General features: G+C 34.4%; 14 protein-coding genes. 9 read left to right on the top strand and 5 right to left on the bottom strand.

The window, feature by feature from the left end:
* Nucleotides 1-87 precede the first annotated feature (87 nt).
* The 4 genes from ALGA_RS04230 to ALGA_RS04215 all read right to left on the bottom strand — a co-directional run bounded on the left by ALGA_RS04230 (nt 88) and on the right by ALGA_RS04215 (nt 6,922).
* Nucleotides 88-654, bottom strand: coding sequence for a chemotaxis protein CheB (locus ALGA_RS04230; protein ID WP_096428149.1), 567 nt, complete (start codon nt 652-654; stop codon nt 88-90).
* On the bottom strand, nt 654-1,496 hold the full coding sequence (locus ALGA_RS04225) for a CheR family methyltransferase (protein ID WP_096428148.1): 843 nt from the start codon (nt 1,494-1,496) through the stop codon (nt 654-656). The genes ALGA_RS04230 and ALGA_RS04225 overlap by 1 nt, the downstream gene beginning before the upstream one ends.
* Before the next feature lie 9 nt (nt 1,497-1,505).
* Nucleotides 1,506-3,101, bottom strand: a complete 1,596-nt coding sequence (locus ALGA_RS04220; RefSeq protein ID WP_096428147.1) for a response regulator — start codon at nt 3,099-3,101, stop codon at nt 1,506-1,508.
* Between the two features lie 77 nt (nt 3,102-3,178).
* Nucleotides 3,179-6,922: a response regulator gene (locus ALGA_RS04215; protein ID WP_096428146.1), complete on the bottom strand. Its 3,744-nt coding sequence runs from the start codon at nt 6,920-6,922 to the stop codon at nt 3,179-3,181.
* A gap of 310 nt (nt 6,923-7,232) precedes the next feature.
* Here ALGA_RS04215 and ALGA_RS04210 point away from each other — a divergent pair, with 310 nt between their 5' ends.
* The 9 genes from ALGA_RS04210 (at nt 7,233) to ALGA_RS04170 (ending at nt 17,347) form a co-directional block, all read left to right on the top strand.
* Nucleotides 7,233-7,769, top strand: a complete 537-nt coding sequence (locus ALGA_RS04210; RefSeq protein WP_145957571.1) for a hypothetical protein — start codon at nt 7,233-7,235, stop codon at nt 7,767-7,769.
* A complete protein-coding gene (locus ALGA_RS04205; RefSeq protein ID WP_096428144.1) occupies nt 7,741-8,298 on the top strand; it encodes a PepSY-associated TM helix domain-containing protein in 558 nt (185 codons plus the stop codon). Before ALGA_RS04210 ends, ALGA_RS04205 begins: the two co-directional genes overlap by 29 nt.
* A gap of 185 nt (nt 8,299-8,483) precedes the next feature.
* Nucleotides 8,484-9,527 (top strand): tetratricopeptide repeat protein, encoded by a 1,044-nt coding sequence (locus ALGA_RS04200; RefSeq protein WP_096428143.1) that lies wholly within the window; start codon nt 8,484-8,486, stop codon nt 9,525-9,527.
* Nucleotides 9,528-9,774: 247 nt separating this feature from the next.
* Nucleotides 9,775-10,353 (top strand): TetR/AcrR family transcriptional regulator, encoded by a 579-nt coding sequence (locus tag ALGA_RS04195; RefSeq protein ID WP_096428142.1) that lies wholly within the window; start codon nt 9,775-9,777, stop codon nt 10,351-10,353.
* Between the two features lie 130 nt (nt 10,354-10,483).
* Nucleotides 10,484-11,563 (top strand): efflux RND transporter periplasmic adaptor subunit, encoded by a 1,080-nt coding sequence (locus ALGA_RS04190; protein ID WP_096428141.1) that lies wholly within the window; start codon nt 10,484-10,486, stop codon nt 11,561-11,563.
* Nucleotides 11,560-14,613, top strand: coding sequence for an efflux RND transporter permease subunit (locus ALGA_RS04185; protein WP_096428140.1), 3,054 nt, complete (start codon nt 11,560-11,562; stop codon nt 14,611-14,613). The genes ALGA_RS04190 and ALGA_RS04185 overlap by 4 nt, the downstream gene beginning before the upstream one ends.
* Before the next feature lie 12 nt (nt 14,614-14,625).
* Entirely contained in the window at nt 14,626-15,990 is a 1,365-nt protein-coding gene (locus ALGA_RS04180; RefSeq protein ID WP_096428139.1) for a TolC family protein, read from the top strand.
* A gap of 90 nt (nt 15,991-16,080) precedes the next feature.
* Entirely contained in the window at nt 16,081-16,275 is a 195-nt protein-coding gene (locus ALGA_RS04175; RefSeq protein WP_096428138.1) for a hypothetical protein, read from the top strand.
* 130 nt (nt 16,276-16,405) lie between these two features.
* A complete protein-coding gene (locus ALGA_RS04170; RefSeq protein WP_162845381.1) occupies nt 16,406-17,347 on the top strand; it encodes an adenylate/guanylate cyclase domain-containing protein in 942 nt (313 codons plus the stop codon).
* Here the strand turns inward: ALGA_RS04170 and ALGA_RS04165 are convergent.
* Nucleotides 17,316-20,171, bottom strand: coding sequence for an ATP-binding protein (locus ALGA_RS04165; protein WP_096428136.1), 2,856 nt, complete (start codon nt 20,169-20,171; stop codon nt 17,316-17,318). The genes ALGA_RS04170 and ALGA_RS04165 overlap by 32 nt on opposite strands.
* Nucleotides 20,172-20,198: the final 27 nt, after the last annotated feature.

Genomic DNA, 20,198 nt, shown 5'->3' with positions numbered 1-20,198 from the left:
AATATTGATTTTTATCCTGAATCAGTAAAATCTGCTCTATTAATAACATATTAATGAAAGAAGAGCATGATAGATTTTATGAATAACTTAATCTGATTCGCTTAGCTCACTTATTTTTCGGAAAATCTGATCCAAATTTAAAATGTAGTCTGGTTGCATAATTTCGATTGCCGAAGCAGGCATAATTGTAGCGATAGCTGTTTCGGGATTTTCGACTATAGTAATTCCGCCATATTTTTGGATTTCTTTTATTCCTAAAGCTCCATCATGATTTAGGCCTGTTAAAAGAATTCCAATCAATTGATTTTTATAATGCCAGGCTGCTGATTCAAACAAGACGTCAATTGACGGTCGGGAGTGGTGAATTTTAGGATCTGCAGATAGGGCAATGGTTGAATCGTTTTCAACAAGTAAATGATAGTTTGGTGGTGCAAAATAGACTGTTCCGGCTTTTATTTCCTCCTTTTCTTCGGCTTCTTTTACAGGTATTTTACTCTTTTTATTTAAGTAATTAATGAAAGAGTCATTATTGTGATCACCAATATGAAGTACAATTAAAACTGCCAAAGAGAAGTCTTTTGGTAAATGAGTGATAATGGCCTTTAAAGCTTCTAACCCACCAAATGATGTACCTATTACAATGGCTTTAAGCATTAATTGATTCTCTTTTTATAAATTTTCTGTGAGGAATCGATGTTCGCGAAATCGCTTTCTAGTTGTGTAAACCGAAGACTCTCTTTTGTGCCTAAACACAAAAATCCGCTGGATGATAAACTTTGGTAGAATAAGTTGATCACCTTGTTTTGCAAATCTTTATTAAAGTAAATTAATACATTTCTGCACAGTATTAAATTAACTTCAGCAAAAACAGTATCGGTAACTAAATTGTGATCGGCAAAAACAATTTTTTTTGATAGGGATTGATCCAATTTAAGGGAACCATATTTGAGTGTGTAATAGTCAGAAAGACTGTTCTTGCCTCCAGATTCAATATAGTTGCGATTGAATTTTTCAAGGCCCTGAGTTGGATAAATTCCCAATTTAGCAATATCCAAAACTCTTCGGTTAAAATCTGTTGCATAAATCTGACATCTGTCTAAAAGATTTTCCTCTTTTAAAAGAATTGCAAGTGAGTAAACTTCTTCTCCCGTTGCACATCCGGCGTGCCATATTTTAATAAACGGATAGGTTCTTAGATTTGGCACAACTTGTTCACGAAAAGAAGAGTAAAATTCCGGATCCCGGAACATTTCAGTAACATTAATGGACAAATCTTCAAGCAAGCTGATAAAAAAACTTTTGTCTCGCAGAACTTTATTTTGTAATAGGGATATGGAATCAAATTTGCCAATTGCCATACGGTGCATTAAACGTCTTTTGATATGCGCTTTTGAATAATCTCTAAAATCGTAACCATATTTCTGAAATATAGCTTCCAACAACAAAGGAATTTCAATATCGATATTTTCAAGATCTTCAAGTTGGTTTGGATCCATTTTAATGCTCTATAATGCTAAGCTTTTTGATGCTTCATTTAATATTTTTCGAAGTCCATCTTCTTTGAATGGTTTACTAAGGAAATCGTTCATGCCAGCTTCGAGACATCTTTGTTTGTCTTCGATAAAAGCATTGGCCGTAAGCGCAACAATATATGTTGGTTCTTCAATCGTCTCAGATTTCTCGAAGCTTCTTATTTTCTCAGTGGCGCTAATCCCGTCAAGTACAGGCATTTGCATGTCCATAAGAATGACTTGATGACGATCTTTCTTATACATTTCGAGTGCTTCTACACCATTTTTTGCAATATCACAAGTCAATCCCATCATTCGAAGAGTAAGCATAACAACTTTTTGGTTGATAGGATTGTCTTCTGCTACTAATATAGATAAATTGTAAGGAGGTTTAATATCCTGATCCTCAATCATATTTATTTGTTTTTCTTTGTGTCCAAATCTCAATTCAAACATGAATTCTGAGCCAATTCCAAGTTCGCTTTCGACTATAATTTTGCCTCCCATTAATTGGGTGAGGTTTTTTGAAATGGCAAGGCCTAAACCTGTCCCTCCATATTCTCGGGTAATCGATTTGTCTGATTGAGTAAATTCCCTAAAGAGCTTTGTTTGTGCATCCTTCGATATCCCAATTCCCGAATCTTTAACAGAAAAGAATAAAGATACTTGTTCTTTTGTCTTTTCAATGCATTTTACTGATAATGTAACATAACCATTTTGCGTGAATTTTAGCGCATTGTTTGCTAAATTCATTAGTATTTGATTTAAACGAAACGAATCTCCAATTAAATTTTCAGGAATTATCTCATCTACTTCGATTTTAAAATCCACATCTCTTTCAATGGCTTTGTAATTTAAAAGGTGGAAAATTGTGTCGGTTACTTTTCGGATATCAAAATCAATATTTTCAATTTCAATTTGTCCTGCTTCAATTTTCGAATAATCTAAAATGTCATTAATGATTTGAATTAAATTTTCGCCTGATCTAGCCATAACATCGAGCATGTCTTTTTGTTCTGAATCGAGATTTGACTGTTGTAAAAGTTTGGAAAGTCCCAAAATCCCATTCATCGGAGAGCGAATTTCATGCGACATATTAGCCAGAAACAATGATTTTGATTTGGTTGCTTCCTCTGCTTTATTCCTTTCAATAATTAATTCTTCATTCTTTTTTTCTAAATAAACCAAAAGGAGATCCAATTCTTTACGTTGACGATATAAATCAAGAAATACACTTACTTTACCTTTTAAAACTTCAGGAATAATAGGCTTAGGAATAAAGTCGACAGCTCCGGTTTCTATGCCCTTTATAATGTGTAAATCACTCTGATGAATTGCAGAAACGAAGATCACCGGTAAAAGTTTGGTCTTCTTCCTTTGTCTCATTAACTCCAGGGTTTCATAGCCATCCATACCAGGCATTTGCACGTCAAGTATAGCCATTGCAAATTCGTCTTTCAGTGTGTGTTTTAGTGCATCCTCACCAGATGATGCACGAACAAATTCGACATGAAAATCGCTAAGAATTCTTTCAAGGCTAATTAAATTCTCTTCCTTGTCATCAACGATTAATATTTTGTCTCTTTTCATTTTCCCTTATTGATTGTAGTCGGTTAGCTATGTTGTTTGTGTTTTCGGTTTTAGTTGAATTAATTTAAAAAATCAAATCAATTGTAAAGCCAGATCTTCAACATTGGAAATAATTTATTTTCATCAATTGGCTTGGATAAATAATCATTAGCGCCCGAGGATATAGCTTTTTCATAATCTTCTTTCATTGCTTTGGCTGTAAGGCAAATTATCGGAATGTTACAGATTTCAGGAGTTTTCCTTATGATGGTCATTGCTTCATATCCATCCATCTCCGGCATCATTATATCCATAATCACCAGGTCTACGTTTTTGTTTTCTTTTAAAACATCAACTGCAATTTTACCATTTTCAGCCTCAAGAACTTCAATTTCCTTGTCTTCAAGCATCTTACCCAAAGCAAAAACATTTCTGATTTCATCATCAACGACCAGCACCTTTTTCCCTTTAAAAATAGAATCGTCTATTTCGGTTTTCTGTGCTTTAGGATTATCCGGAATTGTTGTAGCTACATGATGAAGAAATAACGTGACTTCGTCCATTAACCGCTCATCAGACTTTAATCCTTTTAAAATAATCGAATTGGTGTATTTGCTTAGTTTACGGTGTTCTTCCCGAGATAATTCCTTGCCTGTATAAATGATTGTATTTGGTATTTTTATATTGGCTTCGGAGAGTTTTGTTAGTAGTTCATTGCCTGTGAAATCGGGCAGTCCCAAATCTAAAATAACACAATCGTAACTGTTTTGTTTAATCAACTTAAAGGCTTCAATAGCTGTTGAAACTTCCTCTATTTCAGCATTCGTTGATTTTAAAAGAGATCGGATTATTTTTCTTGTAACTTCATCATCTTCAACGATTAGTATTTTTTTATATTCTGAAAATAATTCTTTTTGTATTTTTTTAATGGCACTTGTTAAATCTGTAGCATTAACTCTTGGCAGTTCTTTTATTTCTCTTTCTCTAATTCCCTCAACCGGATTTACAATATGAATCGGCAAATTGGATGCATATGGGTGTGACCGCAGGATATCTAACTGTGCTTCCCCATTTTTCATTAGAAGTTCAATCCCTATTATTATTGCAGAAGGTTGATGCGCTTCAATTAGGAGAATTGCATCTTCAACATTTGATGCTACCAAAGCATGAAAACTACTTTCTTGAATTTGATAGTATAACAAAGTAGCTTCTTTTTGATCAGGATGAATTATTATTACAGTAGAACCCGTATGTGGAATGTCTCTATCATCATCAATGAAAATAGGCAGAACAACTGGTTTTTCTTCAAATGTCAACTCCTTGTTTTTTGATGAAGGATTTTGGGCTTTTGCCGATTTGCTTGCTTGTTTTACAGGTACAATTAGAGTAAAAGAAGACCCTTTTCCAGATTCACTTTCTAAATGGATTTCACCACCAAGCATTCTTGCCAGTTCTTTAGAAATTGATAATCCTAATCCAGTTCCTCCATATCTTCTTGAAGTGCTTCCGTCAGCTTGCTGAAATGCTTCAAAAATAGCTTCCTTCTTTTCATCTGGTATTCCAACGCCAGTGTCAGTAACTACAAAGGCACATGTTTCAGCATCATTTAAATCAGCGCGTCGCAGAATGTTCTTGTCTGTAACCATTTTCATAGACACAGAAATGGAACCTTTCGAGGTAAACTTAAAGGCATTGGAAAGAAGATTTTTTAAAATTTGCGACAAACGCAACTGATCTGTTTCGATATTTTTCGGAAAGTTTTTGTCAATATCGATCATGAAATTGATTTTTTTCTTCACCGCTTGATGCTTAAAGTTCATCAAAATTTCTTGAGCGATACTGTCGGAACCTAGGTTTTCAAAATGGACAGTCATTTTACCAGCCTCAATTTTCGAAAGATCAAGAATCTCATTGATAAGCTGAAGCAGATCTTTACCACTTCTATTAATGATTTCAACTGATTCAATATCTTCTTCATCTAAATTGCCTTTTTTATTTTTAACGAGAAGACTTGATAGAATCAATAAGCTATTTAAAGGAGTACGCAACTCATGAGACATATTTGCGAGGAAATCTGTTTTATATTGACTTGTCTGCTCCAATTCACGTGCTTTTGTTTCTAATTTTCCGTGAGCTTGAGATATGTTAATGTTCTTGTTTTGAATTTCTTCTTTTTGAATTTCTAATTGTTTGGTGTGTTCTTCCAATTCTTCATTGGCCACTCTTAGTTCTTCTTGTTGAACCTGAAGCTTTTTCTCATTTTCAATTAGTACTTTTGTTTGTTCGGCTAATTCTTCGTTCGCTACTCTAAGTTCTTCTTGTTGAACTTGAAGCTCGCTCGCTTGTTTCTGAGTTGTATCCAATAAAGTTTCAAGTCTGATACGTGCTAATGTTGAGGCAATTTTAACTGTAATGCTTTCACGAACAGCTTTTATAAAATCAATTTCCGATTCCTTAATTTTTTTAATAGAAGCTAATTCCAGTACTCCCCAAAGAGTATCGTTAAAAATTAAGGGTACTATAACCAGATTGGTTGGCTTTATTTCTCCCGTTCCTGAGAAAATTGTAAAATAATCTTCAGGAACATCTTTAAGATGTTTTAGTTTTTTAGTTTGAGCCGCCTGACCAATTAAACCATGGCCTAAACGAATGGTTTTGTATTGGTTCTTATCGGGTATTCCAATAGAGGCCTTTAGCAATAAGGTTTTATTTTCCTCCTGATAAATGTAAATTGCACCAAGCTCAGCTCCTAAAAATTCAGTCATAAACAGTAGAGAGTGATCAGATACTTTATTTAAATTTTGATCACCTTGAAGGACCTCATTTAATTGATTCACACCAGATCTGAACCACAATGTTTCATCATTTATAGCTTTTGAATCCTTAAGTGTCTTTACCATTTGATTTAAGGACGTGGATAATTTATCTTCTATGGATTTGGGCGTAAGACTAATACTTAAATCACCTTGTGCAACTTTTTGTGTATAGTTAACAACATTCTGGAAATCTTGTTGGATAATATTGAAGGAATTAGCTAAAGCACCAATTTCATCTGTGGAATTAATATTTAGAGGCGTTTGAAAGTTTCCTTTGGCAATTAATTTAAAATTGTTTACCATTTGCTCAACAGGAACAGAAATCGATTTTGAAATATATCTCGATAACAAGAGAATGGTTACGGCTATCATCAATGCAATTCCAAGCATCGTCCAATTTAAGGCAGAATTGGTTTTTTCCGCCAAAGCATTAACTTCCGAACTGATTTTTGCATAGTGTTGTTGAATTTCCGATAGTTGCCTATTGGTTGAGTCAATGTTTATATTTTCTCGTTTTGAAAGTAATTCTTTTTTTATCTTTTCAACAAGATCAAGGGTTTTACTCGCATGATTTCTTGTGTCTTTAATATTACTATTATTTACTTTCTTAAGGGTTCTTAATCGATTAACTAATAATCTTGCATTACCAATCTCATTATTATAGATCTCAGGGAAATCTTTGAACAAATTATTGGCAATTTCATCATTGTTTTTTGATGAAAAATCATTTTCAATTTGTATAAACTCTTCTGCTAATAAATTTGCCCGGGTTAAATATTCGGCAGATTTATCAAGATGTTCAACTTCTTTAAAAAACTTGAAGTTGTAAAGTTCCTCTGTTGCATTTTGGAGTAGAGTTTGATGAACACGTACTCCATTAATTATTATGCTGAGAGTTTTATTGGTATTGAAAAAATAACTGGAAATAAGACTTAAAAAAACGATACTGGTAATGGTGAGAAATGTTAGCAGTAAAAGCTTGCTTTTTATCTTCCAATCTTTAAATTTTTTTAATATCCTATGCATAATGTTTTGGCCGTGTTTAAGTACTTTATGAACAATTTTGCTAGTATTTTTTTTTGATCCCTAAGTGTACGGTATTACCTGCGAATGGTTACTAAAGTAATGTGAATGTTTCTTTTATTTACATCAATTTCAAATTTAGTGCCTTTTTTGCTTTTTAGCATCTAAACCATCATATATATTATTTTTATTTTGTATTTATTATGGAAATAAATCTTGTTAATGAATTGTTATTTTGTTAGGATTTATATCTTGGTACTCATAAGTTTGTAGGAATCAAAACAAACAATAAATAGTCCTAAAAAGAAACATAATGAAATACGTAAGCATCATTGCACTTTGTTTTTTGTGTATGTCTTGTAATTTGAAACAAAAGGATACAAAAAAAGATAATGTTGAAGAAAATCAGTTGGTCCAAAGCGAAAAATCAGTTGTTACAATTGATCAGTTAATGGTAAATGCGGAGCAGTTGGTTGGAAAAGAAGTTCATTTTAAAGGTTTAGTAAACCATGTTTGCGCACATTCTGGTAAGCGTTGTATTTTAAAAAACACAACAGGAAACCTATCTATTCGTGTTGAAGCGACTGGAGGTTTGGACGGTTTTGACAAGGAAATAGCTGGTAACGATATTAAAGTATCAGGAATTCTTCGTGAAAAACGACTTGATGAAGCATCAATTGATGAATGGGAGACAGAGTTAAAGGCTAAACATGCTTCGGAAGAAGGCGGAAAGCATTGTAGTTCGGAAATGGCAAATATTAAAGAAATGCGTGACTGGATGAAGGATAAAAACAAGAATTATTATGCAATTTATTATGTAGATGGAGATAGTTATGAAGTTGTGGAATAATGTAAAGCTTAGAAAATGGCTCCGTTTTATACATCGTGATTTGGGCTATTTTTTTGTAGGAATCACCATAATTTATTCTGTTTCCGGGATCATTTTAAATCATAAAAAAAATGGAGAAGATCCGGCCTATCGAACCGAATACAAAACGATACAATTGGCTTCGAGCTTAACACCTGATCAGTTAAAGACTTATTGGCAAAAAAACCTTACGGATTATCCTCTAAATCGAATCCTTCCTGATGATAGCAAATACAATGTTTATCTAAAAGGAGGATTGGGAAATTACGACCCAGTAAATGGACGTTTGTCGTTTGAGATGTATGAAAAAAAAGAATGGGTTTATTTTATCAATAAACTTCATTATAATAGCCGAAAAGGCTGGACACTTATGGCGGATATATTTGCTGTAGTGATGATTGTTTTTGCTTTATCGGGTATGTTTATGGTTCCAGGTAAAAAAGGAATAACAGGAAGAGGAAAATGGTTGGTGCTTATTGGTATTATCATTCCATTTTTATTTTTTTTATAAAAAAACAGATAGAGTTCGGAAGAGTTCATTATTCGGATTTAGGGTCCAATTAATGATTTTTTTTCGTTATTCATTTCTAATGAGTTTTGGAATGGTAATTGACTAAACAATCTTGTTATTTTAAATAGTCATTTTGTTAATCAATTTATTCCTGTAAATTGCCCATTCTAAAATTGAATTAAGCCATGAATAGAATACTTGTTACCTTATTACTGATCCTTTTTCATTTAAGTTCGATGAGTCAAAATAAGGAATTGAAAAAATTATTTTCGAAGGGAAAGTATGATCAGGTAATTGATAAAGCACAGGTTTTGTTGCAAGGAAATGCAACTGATCCTGATTTGAATTCAATTTTAGGTCGTGCCTTTACGGATTCGAAACAATTCACAAAAGCAATTCCTTATTTGGAAAAGTCGATTGCCTCAGATATAGGATCTAATGAAATAAAAGCTGTGAGTAAGGCTTATTTGGCAAAGTGCTATTTTATAAATAGTGAAGAGCAAAGAGCTGTTGCCATGTTAAAAGAGTGTCTGAATGACAGTGAATCAAAAGAAGCCACAAAATATGCTCATAAATATTTGGGTTTGTTTCAGACTGGGATTTATTACAAAGCCTGGGAATTGATCGAAACAGATAATATTCGATTTCATTTTCAGGATAAAACGAAATTGAAGAATGCCGAAGAATACATGGATAGAATCAATCTTAACTTTAAAAGAATTACTAAAACGTTAAATGTTGAACCAACTAAAAAGGTGGATTTCTTTGTGTGGAGTGATAGAAAGGAGGCATTTCGAAAATTTGATCGTCCGCTTGGATTTCCAAATTCGGATTTGTGTATTGTAAATGTATGGCAAAATCAAACGCGAGACTATGAACTTTGCCACATGCTTAGCCAGTTAGCATTGCAGTCTAAGTTTAAGACGATGTTGATTAGTGAAGGATTGGGAGTGTACTTTGATCAGATGGATCAAAATTTATTGAAGCTTGCAAGACTTGAGGTGCCAAAGGATAAATTTTCATTATTGAAGTTGTGGGAAGACCCCACCAAATATGAAAGGGATTTGAGTTATCCTGTAGGAGCGGCTTTTATAGAATTTTTAATTAATAAAGGTGGAAGGGAAAACTTGAAGGAGTTTTTATCAATGCAAACCATAAAACATGCAAGGGAAGTTTATCCGGATTTTCAGAAATGGGTGAACTCATTTGAAGCCATGTTGATGCAATAGAATTCCATAAAAAGGAATAGTGAAAACCGCCTCCCGATTTGTTCGAAAGGCGGTTTTTTGTGTTTTTGAGAATTTAGTTAGGTATTTAATGAGACTTCATGCAGGTACGATATCTTTTAAATTGCTACCGAATAAACAAACTCTGTTTAGATTACAATTTTAAATAATCGTTAATAATCTATAAAGTGTATCGTGTGAGTATATTTTTTACATACATTTGCACTCAAAATACCAAAAGCGTTCACTTATGGCAAAATCAGATAGGGTTGAGATTCAGGAGAGAGTTACTAAGGTAGCTATGGAAATGCTGCTAAAATTTGGACTTAAAGGTTTAAATATGGTTGAGTTAGCTCGGGAGTGTGGGCTGGCGAAAGCAACCTTGTATAAAATTATTGGTACAAAAGAGGATTTGATAAGAGAAATTGCTTTTGGAATATTCAATGTGAATATTATTAAAATTCTAGAGCCGTATAAAACTATTGATGATCCGGCAGAAGCAACACAGGAATTTTTAGATAATTATTTGAGTTATGCCATTGCAGGACAGAAGATACTTATACAGCAAATTTATAAAGAGTATCCTTTAATACAGAAGGATGTTGATGATAAATTCGAGGATGAAATGAGCAGTGTTTATAAGAAATATATGGAATGGCAAGAACAAGGCCTAATTCGTCAGGATATTAATGTTGAGTATTGTCTTGATGCGCTACAAAGTTTGAATGATGTTTATGTTACAGGACATTATTCGGAAAAAGAAACGATTGATAGATTACGAACAGCTTTTCGTTGTTTAATAAGGGGAATGGGAATTCTTTTAAAATAAAGATTTACGAAGACTTTTAAAGTCTATTTTGAAATATAAGAGAGTGTGTGAAACTGTTGAGGTAGGAGTACCTCTATATTTTTTTGGTTAAAATGAACTTAATGAACGGTTATAGTTCAAAAGCAACAGTATGAAAATGATGAAACTAATGAAAATTGTAATTCTTACGGTAATATTATCAGTAGGGATTTTTGCATGTAAGGAAAAGGCAGAGCCCAAAACGGAAATTATTCAGCCAGTTAAGGTGTTTGAGGTTGGGACTGGTACCAATGATGCTTCTGTTAAAGTATTTACAGGCTTGGTAAAAGAATCACGAGAAGTGAAATTGGCTTTTCAAATTCCGGGACCTTTGGTGAGTTTGAATGTAAACGAGGGACAGTTTGTTAAAAAGGGTGAATTGGTGGCTGCTTTAAATGAACGTGACTATCTGGTACAATTAGAATCGGCTAATGCCAATTTTGAGAATGCAAAACTTCAGGCTGAGAGATATACTTCTCTGTACGAGAAAAAAAGTACCTCGAAAAGTGTCTATGATCAAATTCAGGTGGCTTATAAATTGGCAAAAGCTCAAAAAGAAGCTGCCGAAAATGCTCTGAATGACACTAAAATTTACGCTCCTTTTTCGGGATATGTGCAAGCCATGTATGCTGAAAATTTTGAGAAAGTTGGAGCTGGTCAACCTATTGTTTCTCTTTTAGATTTAACTAATTTGGAAGTTGCAGTAGCTTTAAGCGAAAATGATTTTTTTCAATATAAATCATTCATGGGTTTCAATGCTAAATTCGAAAATTTCCCAAATATTGATTTCAATTTAAAATTAATTGAGATAGAGAAAAAGCCAAACGGTGATAATTTTTTCAGAATGAGATTGAAAATTGATACTCAGGATAAACAAATTGTTCCTGGAATGGTGGCAAGTATTACCACGAAATTGAAATCAACAGATGCATTAGGATGTAAAATCCCAGTTGAGTCTGTTTTTAGCAAAGAAGGAAAATCATATGTGTGGGCTTACAATCTTAGCTCAAATTGTGTGAAAAGTAAAGAGGTGCAAATGAAAGGTTTTGACTCTATGGGTATGATCAACATTAGTAAAGGTCTTTCAAAGGGAGATTTGATTGTTTCTGCTGGTGTGCATAGTCTTCGAGAAGATCAGGAAGTAAAGCAACTACAGAGTAAGTCAAACTCTAATATTGGAGGTCAATTATGAGTTTTACAGGTGCTGTGCTAAATCAGCGGAAAGTATTACTTTTTGTATTGATTGCGATTGTATTTGGAGGAGTTGTATCCTTCCTAAAAATGTCAAAGCTTGAAGATGCTGAAATTAGCATAAAATCAGCTTTAGTTATTACTCAATATCCGGGGGCTTCTCCACATGAAGTAGAATTGCGTGTTACTGATGTTTTGGAAACTGCAATTCAATCTATGGATAATGTTGATTTTATTGAGTCCAGATCGATGGCTGGATATTCTGAAATTACTGTTCATATTGAATCTTCGGTAGTTACAAGTTTGTTACCTCAAGTTTGGGATATTTTGAGAAGAAAAGTAACTGATGCAAGCGTTTATTTACCAACAGGGGGATCACATCCAATGGTATTTGATGATTTTGGAGATGTTTACGGTATTTTTCTTGCTATAAGCGGTGATGGTTTTTCGAATGAGGAATTGAAGGATTATTCACAATACATGAAAAGAGAACTTCTTTTGGTGCCGGGAGTGAAACGAATTACCTTATTTGGAGAACAACAATCATGCGTTAATATTGAGGTATCGCAGGAGAAAATGGCTTTTTTGGGTATTCATCCCTATAAAATAGCTCAAATTCTGGATAGTCAGAATAAAATTGTTGATCCGGGAACTTTTAAGGTCGGGAGTAGTCGGGTAAGAATTGCATCTGATGGTAGTTTTCATGAGCTTGATGATTTAAAGAATTTGTTGATTTCCGGGAAAGGTAAGAATGCTGTTCACCTTAAAGATATTGCAAGTGTAACGAAAGATTACTATACGCCCTACACCAATAAAATGAAATACAATCAAGCTCCTGCCATTGGTTTGGCAATGGCTATGGAAAAGGGAGGGAATGTAATTGAATTGGGCGAGCAGGTTCAATCCAAAATTGATGCGTTAATGGTAAATGTACCTGTAGGTATCAATGTGAATAAAGTCTTTTATCAGCCTGAACGTGTTAGTGTTGCTATTGAGCAATTTATGATAAATTTAATTGAATCCGTTTTAATCGTGGTGATTGTATTGCTGCTGGCAATGGGATTTAGAACGGGTTTATTGATTGGTAGTGGCTTAATATTTACGATTCTTGGTACGTTTATTTTAATGCTAAGTTTTGATATTGCATTGCAACGAGTAAGTTTGGCCGCTATTATTATTGCGATGGGAATGTTAGTGGACAATGCCATTGTTATTGCCGATGGTATTTTAGTAGATCTGAAAAAGGGAGTCAGGCGTGCTGATGCTATGACAAGAACAGCTAAGCAAACTGCTATGCCATTGCTTGGTGCTACACTGGTTGCTATTCTTGCATTTTTGCCAATTTATTTATCACCGGATAGCACTGGAGAATTTTGTGCAAGTTTGTTTCAGGTAATCGCAATTTCATTGTCGATAAGTTGGTTGTTAGCCTTAACGCAAACACCATATTTTTGTGATTTGTTCCTTAAGGGGAAAAAATATGCCAAAAACGATGAGGATGTTGATCCTTACGGAGGTAAAGTTTACCAGCACTTTCGTCATTTCGTAAAATATTCCTTACGACATAAAACGGCAATAATTGTATTCATGGTATTGGTATTTGTTTCCTCAATTTTTGCTTTTAAAAACGTGGAGCAACTGTTCATGCCAAATCTTGCATACAATCAGTTTATTGTCGAGTATTTTTTACCTGTAGGTTCGGATATTGAAAATGTTGAAAAAGATTTATCAAACATTGAAGCATATTTGCAAAAACAGGAAGATGTTTTAAATGTAACAACCAGTTTAGGTGCAACTCCTGCCAGATATACACTGGTTCGTCCTTTTACACTTACTAATTCTAATTACGGTGAATTAATAATTGATACGAAGGATTATGAAACAACAAAGAGATTTGGAAAAGAGCTGCAGGAATATTTGAATGCCAATTATTACTGGGCGAGAGCCAGAGTAAAATATTATTCTCCAATATTTGCAGAGTACATGATTGAGGCGAAGTTTTCCGGACCCGACCCAAAAGTATTACGGGAACTGTCTGATCAGGCGGAAAAAATGATGGAGTCGGAGCCAACAGCAATAAAGGTGACTAACAATTGGAAAAATCCTGTGAAGGTTTGGAATCCAGATTTCTCACAAGCACAATCAATGGTTACTAATATTTCCCGACTAGATGTATCGAATGCTTTGGCATGTGCAACGAATGGTCTGCCAATTGGACGTTTTTACCAAGGGGATGATATGATGCCGATCATTTTGAAAACAAAGGCTAAGGAAGAGAACTATATCGAAGCTTTGGAAAACACGCCTGTTTGGGGTAATGCTGCGCACAGTATTCCTCTTCGTCAGGTAGTTTCTGATATTAATATTGGTTTTGAAAATCCGATGATTAAGCGTTACAACCGGCGAAGAGCAATTAAGGCTCAATGCGATCCGGCACCAGGCTATAATGCACCAGATACATTTAAGAATCTTCGGGCAAAAATTGAAGCGATTCCATTACCTGAAGGTTATGATTTTGAATGGCTGGGAGAGCATAAATCGAGTACTGATGCAAATGATAATATCAATAAATTTTTGCCACTTGCATTCCTGCTAATTGTAATTATTATTGTGATGTTGTTTAATAATTTCAGACAACCGATTATTATTCTGTCGATTCTTCCGCTTGCATTTATTGGTGTAAGTTATGGATTGTTACTAACGGGTAAACCTTTCGGCTTTATGCCGGTATTAGGAACGTTGGGTTTAATGGGAATGATGATTAAAAATGGTGTTGTCTTACTCGATCAGATCAATATGGATATAAAAGAAGGAAAGGATATGCTTGTTGCAATTATCGATTCAGCAGTTTCAAGAATGCGACCGGTTCTTATGGCATCTTTTACAACCATACTGGGTATGATTCCATTAATCAGTGATGAATTATTTGGAGGAATGGCAGTAGCCATCATGTTTGGATTATTGATTGGTTCCCTTATTACTTTGATTGTTATACCTGTTTTGTTTGCGATTTTTTACAGGGTTTCAACAAAAAACGTAATGGATTTATAAGTTTTAGCAGATATGAAAAATAAAATACTTAGTTTTTTGATCTTTTCCCTGATTGCTTTTCAGGGATTAGCTCAAAAATTGACATTGGACGAGAGTCGTTCTTTGGCATTAGAATACAATCAGAAAATAAAAATTGCCGATCAGATGATTGCAGAAAATGAGTCGAATGTTCGATTTGTATTCACTCAGTTTTTGCCAAATTTAAAAGCAAGTGGGTCTTACAATTATTATCATGATATAGATGATATTAGTTTGGCGGGTTCGTTTTTGCCAACAGCCAATAGCTTGGCTGAAGCACAGCAGGGAACTTTTAGCGGAACAAGCGATGTTTATTTTCCCGGATTTAATGTGGAAATGGGGAATATTGATTTCGTTTCGGCTAGTTTAACTCTCTCTCAACCAATCTATTTAGGGGGTAAAATCAGAAGTTCCTATCAAATGACCAAGATGGGAAAAGAGATTGCTGTTTATAACAGAGCTTTGCAGTCGTCAGATGTTTTGTTAGAAACTGATCAGGCGTATTGGAATCTTGTTTCAATAAATGAAAAAGAGAATTTAGCGGGTAAGTATGTCAAGTTACTTTCAGCTTTGGTTCGGGATCTGCAAAATGCATTCGATTTAGAAATCACAACAAAAAATGAGTTGCTAAAAGCTCAGGTTCAGTTGAATAAAGCAAAATTGGATTTATTTAAAGTTCATAACTTTCAGGTTTTATCAAAAATGTCTTTATGTCAGGTTATTGGGAAGGATTTGAGAAGTGAGATTGTTGCTACTGATACAACAATTGCAATTTCGCAGATTGCAATTGGTGCTGATTATATGCAAAAAGCTTTGCAACAACGGCCAGAACTTTTAATGTTGGGAAAACAAGTTGAAATTTCTCAAGAGCAGGTGAAACATACTCAAGCAGATTATTTGCCTCAACTGGGAGTTGGTGCATCATATAGCAGCATAAGTAGTATTGGGGATTTAGTGGGATCCATGAATTTTTTGGCGGTACAAGCTAACTTGTCCGTTCCTATTTTTCATTGGCAGGAACGTAAGCATAAAGTGGCGTCTGCACGATTTAGAAGCAAACAAAAGGAATTGGAAATGGAACGTACCAGAGATTTAATTAGTCTGGATGTACAGCAGTCCTATTTTAAATTGCAGGAGGCATATCAACAAATCCAACTGGCAAAAGTTTCAATGGATCAAGCCAATGAAAATTTGGATATTACCCAGAATAGTTTTCACGAAGGTTTAGCAAACACGACAGAACTATTGGATGCTCAAGCTTTTTGGCAAGGTGCACATAGTGAGCTTATTGATTCCGAAATTAATTATAAGCTTAAGGAAATTAGCTTCTTAAAATCGATAGGAGAATTAGCAATTTAATAGTGGGTCGGAAGTGACCGGGTTAACCAGTAGGATGGGGCAGATGATACTTCATTGGTCTTTAATGCGGTCACTCTTTTTATATAGCTTATGATAGTATTAAATACGAAACAAGATCGTGAGACATTGTTTCAATTCGGGATTGCCAAATTAGGCATTGCATCAAAGGAAAATATTAAAGTATTAGAGAATCATTTGTTCCGATTAAAGGTGAATGAGGAGTTCGTAATTAATTCCTATAATGAAGTGGAGGAGTTGGTACAATATCTTAATGATAATGAATAATAGTACTTTAAAAAGGAAAACTCGGTCTGTTGGTATTTATTTTCTGACAATAATACCAGTTTGGGTACTTGCACTCTTTTTCTTAATGATTTTCCAAGTAGATGAATCAAGTCATTGGTCTGTTTACAAGATGCAAAATATTACAAATGTATTGTGGTCTGGTATTATTGCAGGAATAATTTGGGGCGTGATATTTAAATTGGCAAAATCTATTCGCAATCAAATAACTACTTATTTTCTTTCAATAACAGTTAGTTTATTGGTAAATGTTAGCAGTGCCTATTTGCTGATTTATTGTATGTATCATATGGGGGAATTATTTCCAATAGATGATTTTCCGGCAACCTTTCCTCAATTATTGTCTTTGTATCACTCCCAGTTATTTTACGCCATATTGGTCTACTTTTTTATAGTAGGTAGCTTAATTGAAATTTTCCACGAAATAGATCGGAAATTGGGTAAAGGAGTTCTATTGAAATTCTTGTTGGGAAGATACTACAAGCCAAAAGAAGAGAAGCGAATTTTTCTGTTTATGGATCTTAAATCTTCTACTTATTACGCCGAAAAGTTAGGACATTTTAAATACAGTAGACTCATTCAGGACTGTTTTAAGGATATTTCGGATGCTGTTCGAGATAATCAAGCTCAGATATATCAGTATGTTGGTGATGAGGTTGTGTTAACGTGGAAAATAAATGATGGAGTAAAAAAAATGAGATGTCTGCAGGTTTTTTATGACTTTTTGGATATTCTGGAGAAGAAAAAGAAATATTATCAAAAGACTTATGGAATGGTGCCGATTTTTAAGGCCGGAGTGCATTCAGGTAAAGTTATGGTAGCAGAAGTTGGAGAGTTAAAATCCGAAATTGCTTATCATGGCGATGCCATAAACACTGCTTCAAGAATACAAGGTCTATGTAATTCTTACGAATCACGGCTACTAATTTCCGGAGATCTGCTGATAGAATTAAATAAGAAGAACGCGAAGGTTGATGGATATACTTATTTGGGGGCAGTATTATTAACTGGAAAAAAAATACCTACTGAATTATACTCTTGTTTGGTGAATTAGCGCTTACTTTCGTCCCATTTATAAGGTATTTATTAATTGTAGCCAGCAATTTATTTTCATCAAATGGCTTTGCGATAAAATCATCACATCCTGCCGCAATACTCTTATCTCGATCTTCTCTAAAAGCATTTGCTGTTTGAGCAATTATTGGAAGATTATCTCTCATCTTTTTTATGGATTGAGTTGCTTCCAAGCCATTTATATCCGGCAATATTAAATCCATTAACACCAGATTAATCGTTGGGTTCCGCAGACTTAATTCAATAGCCTTATTGCCTGATATCGTATGTAATATTTTAACTTTTGTGGGCTTTAGAGCTGCCTCTATGCACTTGAAGTTGGTTACATCATCTTCTACAACCAGAATTAGTTTATCATCCCATTTGTAGCCTTTTTTTTTCGTCTTTTTTACTGTTGCTACACTTGTACCTACAGGCTTGTAGGGTATCGTGAAGTAAAAGGTCGTTCCATTGTCTTCAGCGGTTTCCATTCTTATTTGTCCGCCCATTAATTCAACAAAGCCTTTCGAAATTGCTAAGCCCAGTCCTGTGCCACCATATTTACGGGAAAAAGTTTCTTCAACTTGTCGGAAACGCTCAAATATAATTTCTTGCTTTTCTTTAGGGATTCCAATCCCGGTATCCTTAACATAGAATTCTAAGAAATTATTTTCAATTAAATGATATCCATATTCGATAGAGCCGGCAGAAGTAAATTTAAATGCGTTATTAAGTAGGTTAGAAAGTATTTGTCGTAATTTTCTCTCTTCCGTAAGCACAAGTGTTTCTTCATTTGAAAGCGTCTTGTTAACTATGAATTCAATTCCATCGTATGAACTGTTATCTCTGGTGAATTGTGAGTGCAGTTCATCTAGGATAACATTCAAAAAGCATTTTGATTCCTTCATAAAGGTTTGACCGGAATCCAGTTTCGAAATATCAAGAATATCATTTATAATTTTGAGAAGTTGATTCGAGCTTTTGTAAATAATATTAATGTAAGTATCGCTTTGAGCTGGTGTTCTATCGGGTCTGCGAAGCATATCAGCAAATCCAATAATACCATTCATTGGAGTTCTAATTTCGTGCGACATATTGGCAAGAAAGGCAGACTTCAGATGATCACTTTCTTCCGCTTTTTCTTTGGCTTTCACCAATTCTTTTTGTGTGGATATAATTTTAGAAATATCATTGATAATAATCATTGAAGAAGTGTCGAATGGCACCATAAAGAATTCACAATGACGGGTTTCGCCATTTTTTATCGTCATGTGAAATTCCTGTTTTGCTATGTCGGTATTTTCCAGTTTAGCCTTAGCTATAGCTTCCTTCCAGGTTTGTTTTACTTCATCGCGATAATTTCGCTCAGGAAAACAGGATTTATACCAATCATCTGCAGTTATGATATCATCTAAAGTGTATTCAAATAACTCAATAAACTTATCGTTAAAGTATTCAATATTTTGTTTTACATCGGTAATAACAATTGGAAGGGGAGACTGATGAATCATTTTTTTCAGCCTTCGCTCACTCTCCACAACTGCCTGTTGTGCATGTTTACGTTCCGTAATATCTCTTGATGTTGATAAGATTACATGTTTTCCCTGAAGTGTAACAAGCTGACAAACAGTTTCCATTGGGGTTTGTTTCCCATACTTCGAAATAAAGATTTGTTCGTGAGTAAATTGTTTTTCCCGAGTTAGTCTTTTTATTGAATCAACTATATAATTATCCGGAAGATCTTCAATATAATTAGCAGGCGAAAGTTTAAAAAGTTCATCTCTGGTGTAACCAAGCACCACGCAAGACGTATCATTCGCCTCTATTAATTTTGAGGTGCCATCGCCAAGATATTCATTGACTAAAATAATGTCGTTGCTTCCATTAATTAGGTTACGGTATTTTTCTTCACTTACGGCTAAAGCTGTTGTTCGTTCAATTACCCGCTCTTCCAATTTTTCATTAAAGAGTCTTAGTTTTTCCGAATAATCGTGAATTTCCTGGTACTGCACCCGAATAGTATCCTCTCCGCGCTCTCGCTCCTTAATTTCACTCTGAAGTTTTGCATAGGTTTGCGTCAATTCTGTCACGGAATGATCCAATAGTTGTTCTTCACTAATGCGTCGTGAATCATTTCCTTGTCCTTGATAGATAGCCTGTGCCTTATAAATGAATTTTCTAATTGGTCTGGAAATACTTTCCGAAACTACATAGGTGATTAACACACTGGCAAGTACGATTAAAATTGATATAATGGTAAACAGATATAGTTTTCTCGTGTGAGTTGCAGTTGCTTCTTTATATATTGAATTAGCCTGATTCTCGGCAAAATCAGTCATCACCTTTGTTTTTTCTTTTAATTTATTGAGGTGTTCGGCAGCAATTCCATCAACCATTTTTTTGGCACTAATTTCTTTGCCACTAACTTTTAAATCGATTATCTGATTACGAAGTTCTTCCCATTCTATAAAAGTATGGTAGGCAATTCCAACATCGCGTTTATCGCCCAAAAAACGATTAAAAACGGTGTCGAATTGGGTCATTGCTTTTATGTGATATAAATTAATTGTATCAATGGCCTGATCGAACTGTTGTTGTGTTTTGGCTAGAAGTACATCCTTCATGGCACTTTCCATGGTTTGGATATATGTATTTATATCACGAACAGAGTTGCTTACCGTATAAGTGTGAGTATAAATGAATTCTGATTCGTTGCGAAGATCTTTTACCTGGAGAATAGAGAGGATAACAAATGATACCGTAAACAGTAGTATTAAACCGAATCCGGCAAGCACTCTAGTGCGGAATTTCATTTTATTTAGCATGAAATTTCAACGGGTTTTAAGGTGTAA

Origin of the sequence: Labilibaculum antarcticum, assembly GCF_002356295.1 — a bacterium.
Taxonomy (GTDB): Bacteria; Bacteroidota; Bacteroidia; order Bacteroidales; family Marinifilaceae; genus Labilibaculum; species Labilibaculum antarcticum.
This window is presented reverse-complemented; position numbering and strand designations above follow the sequence as displayed.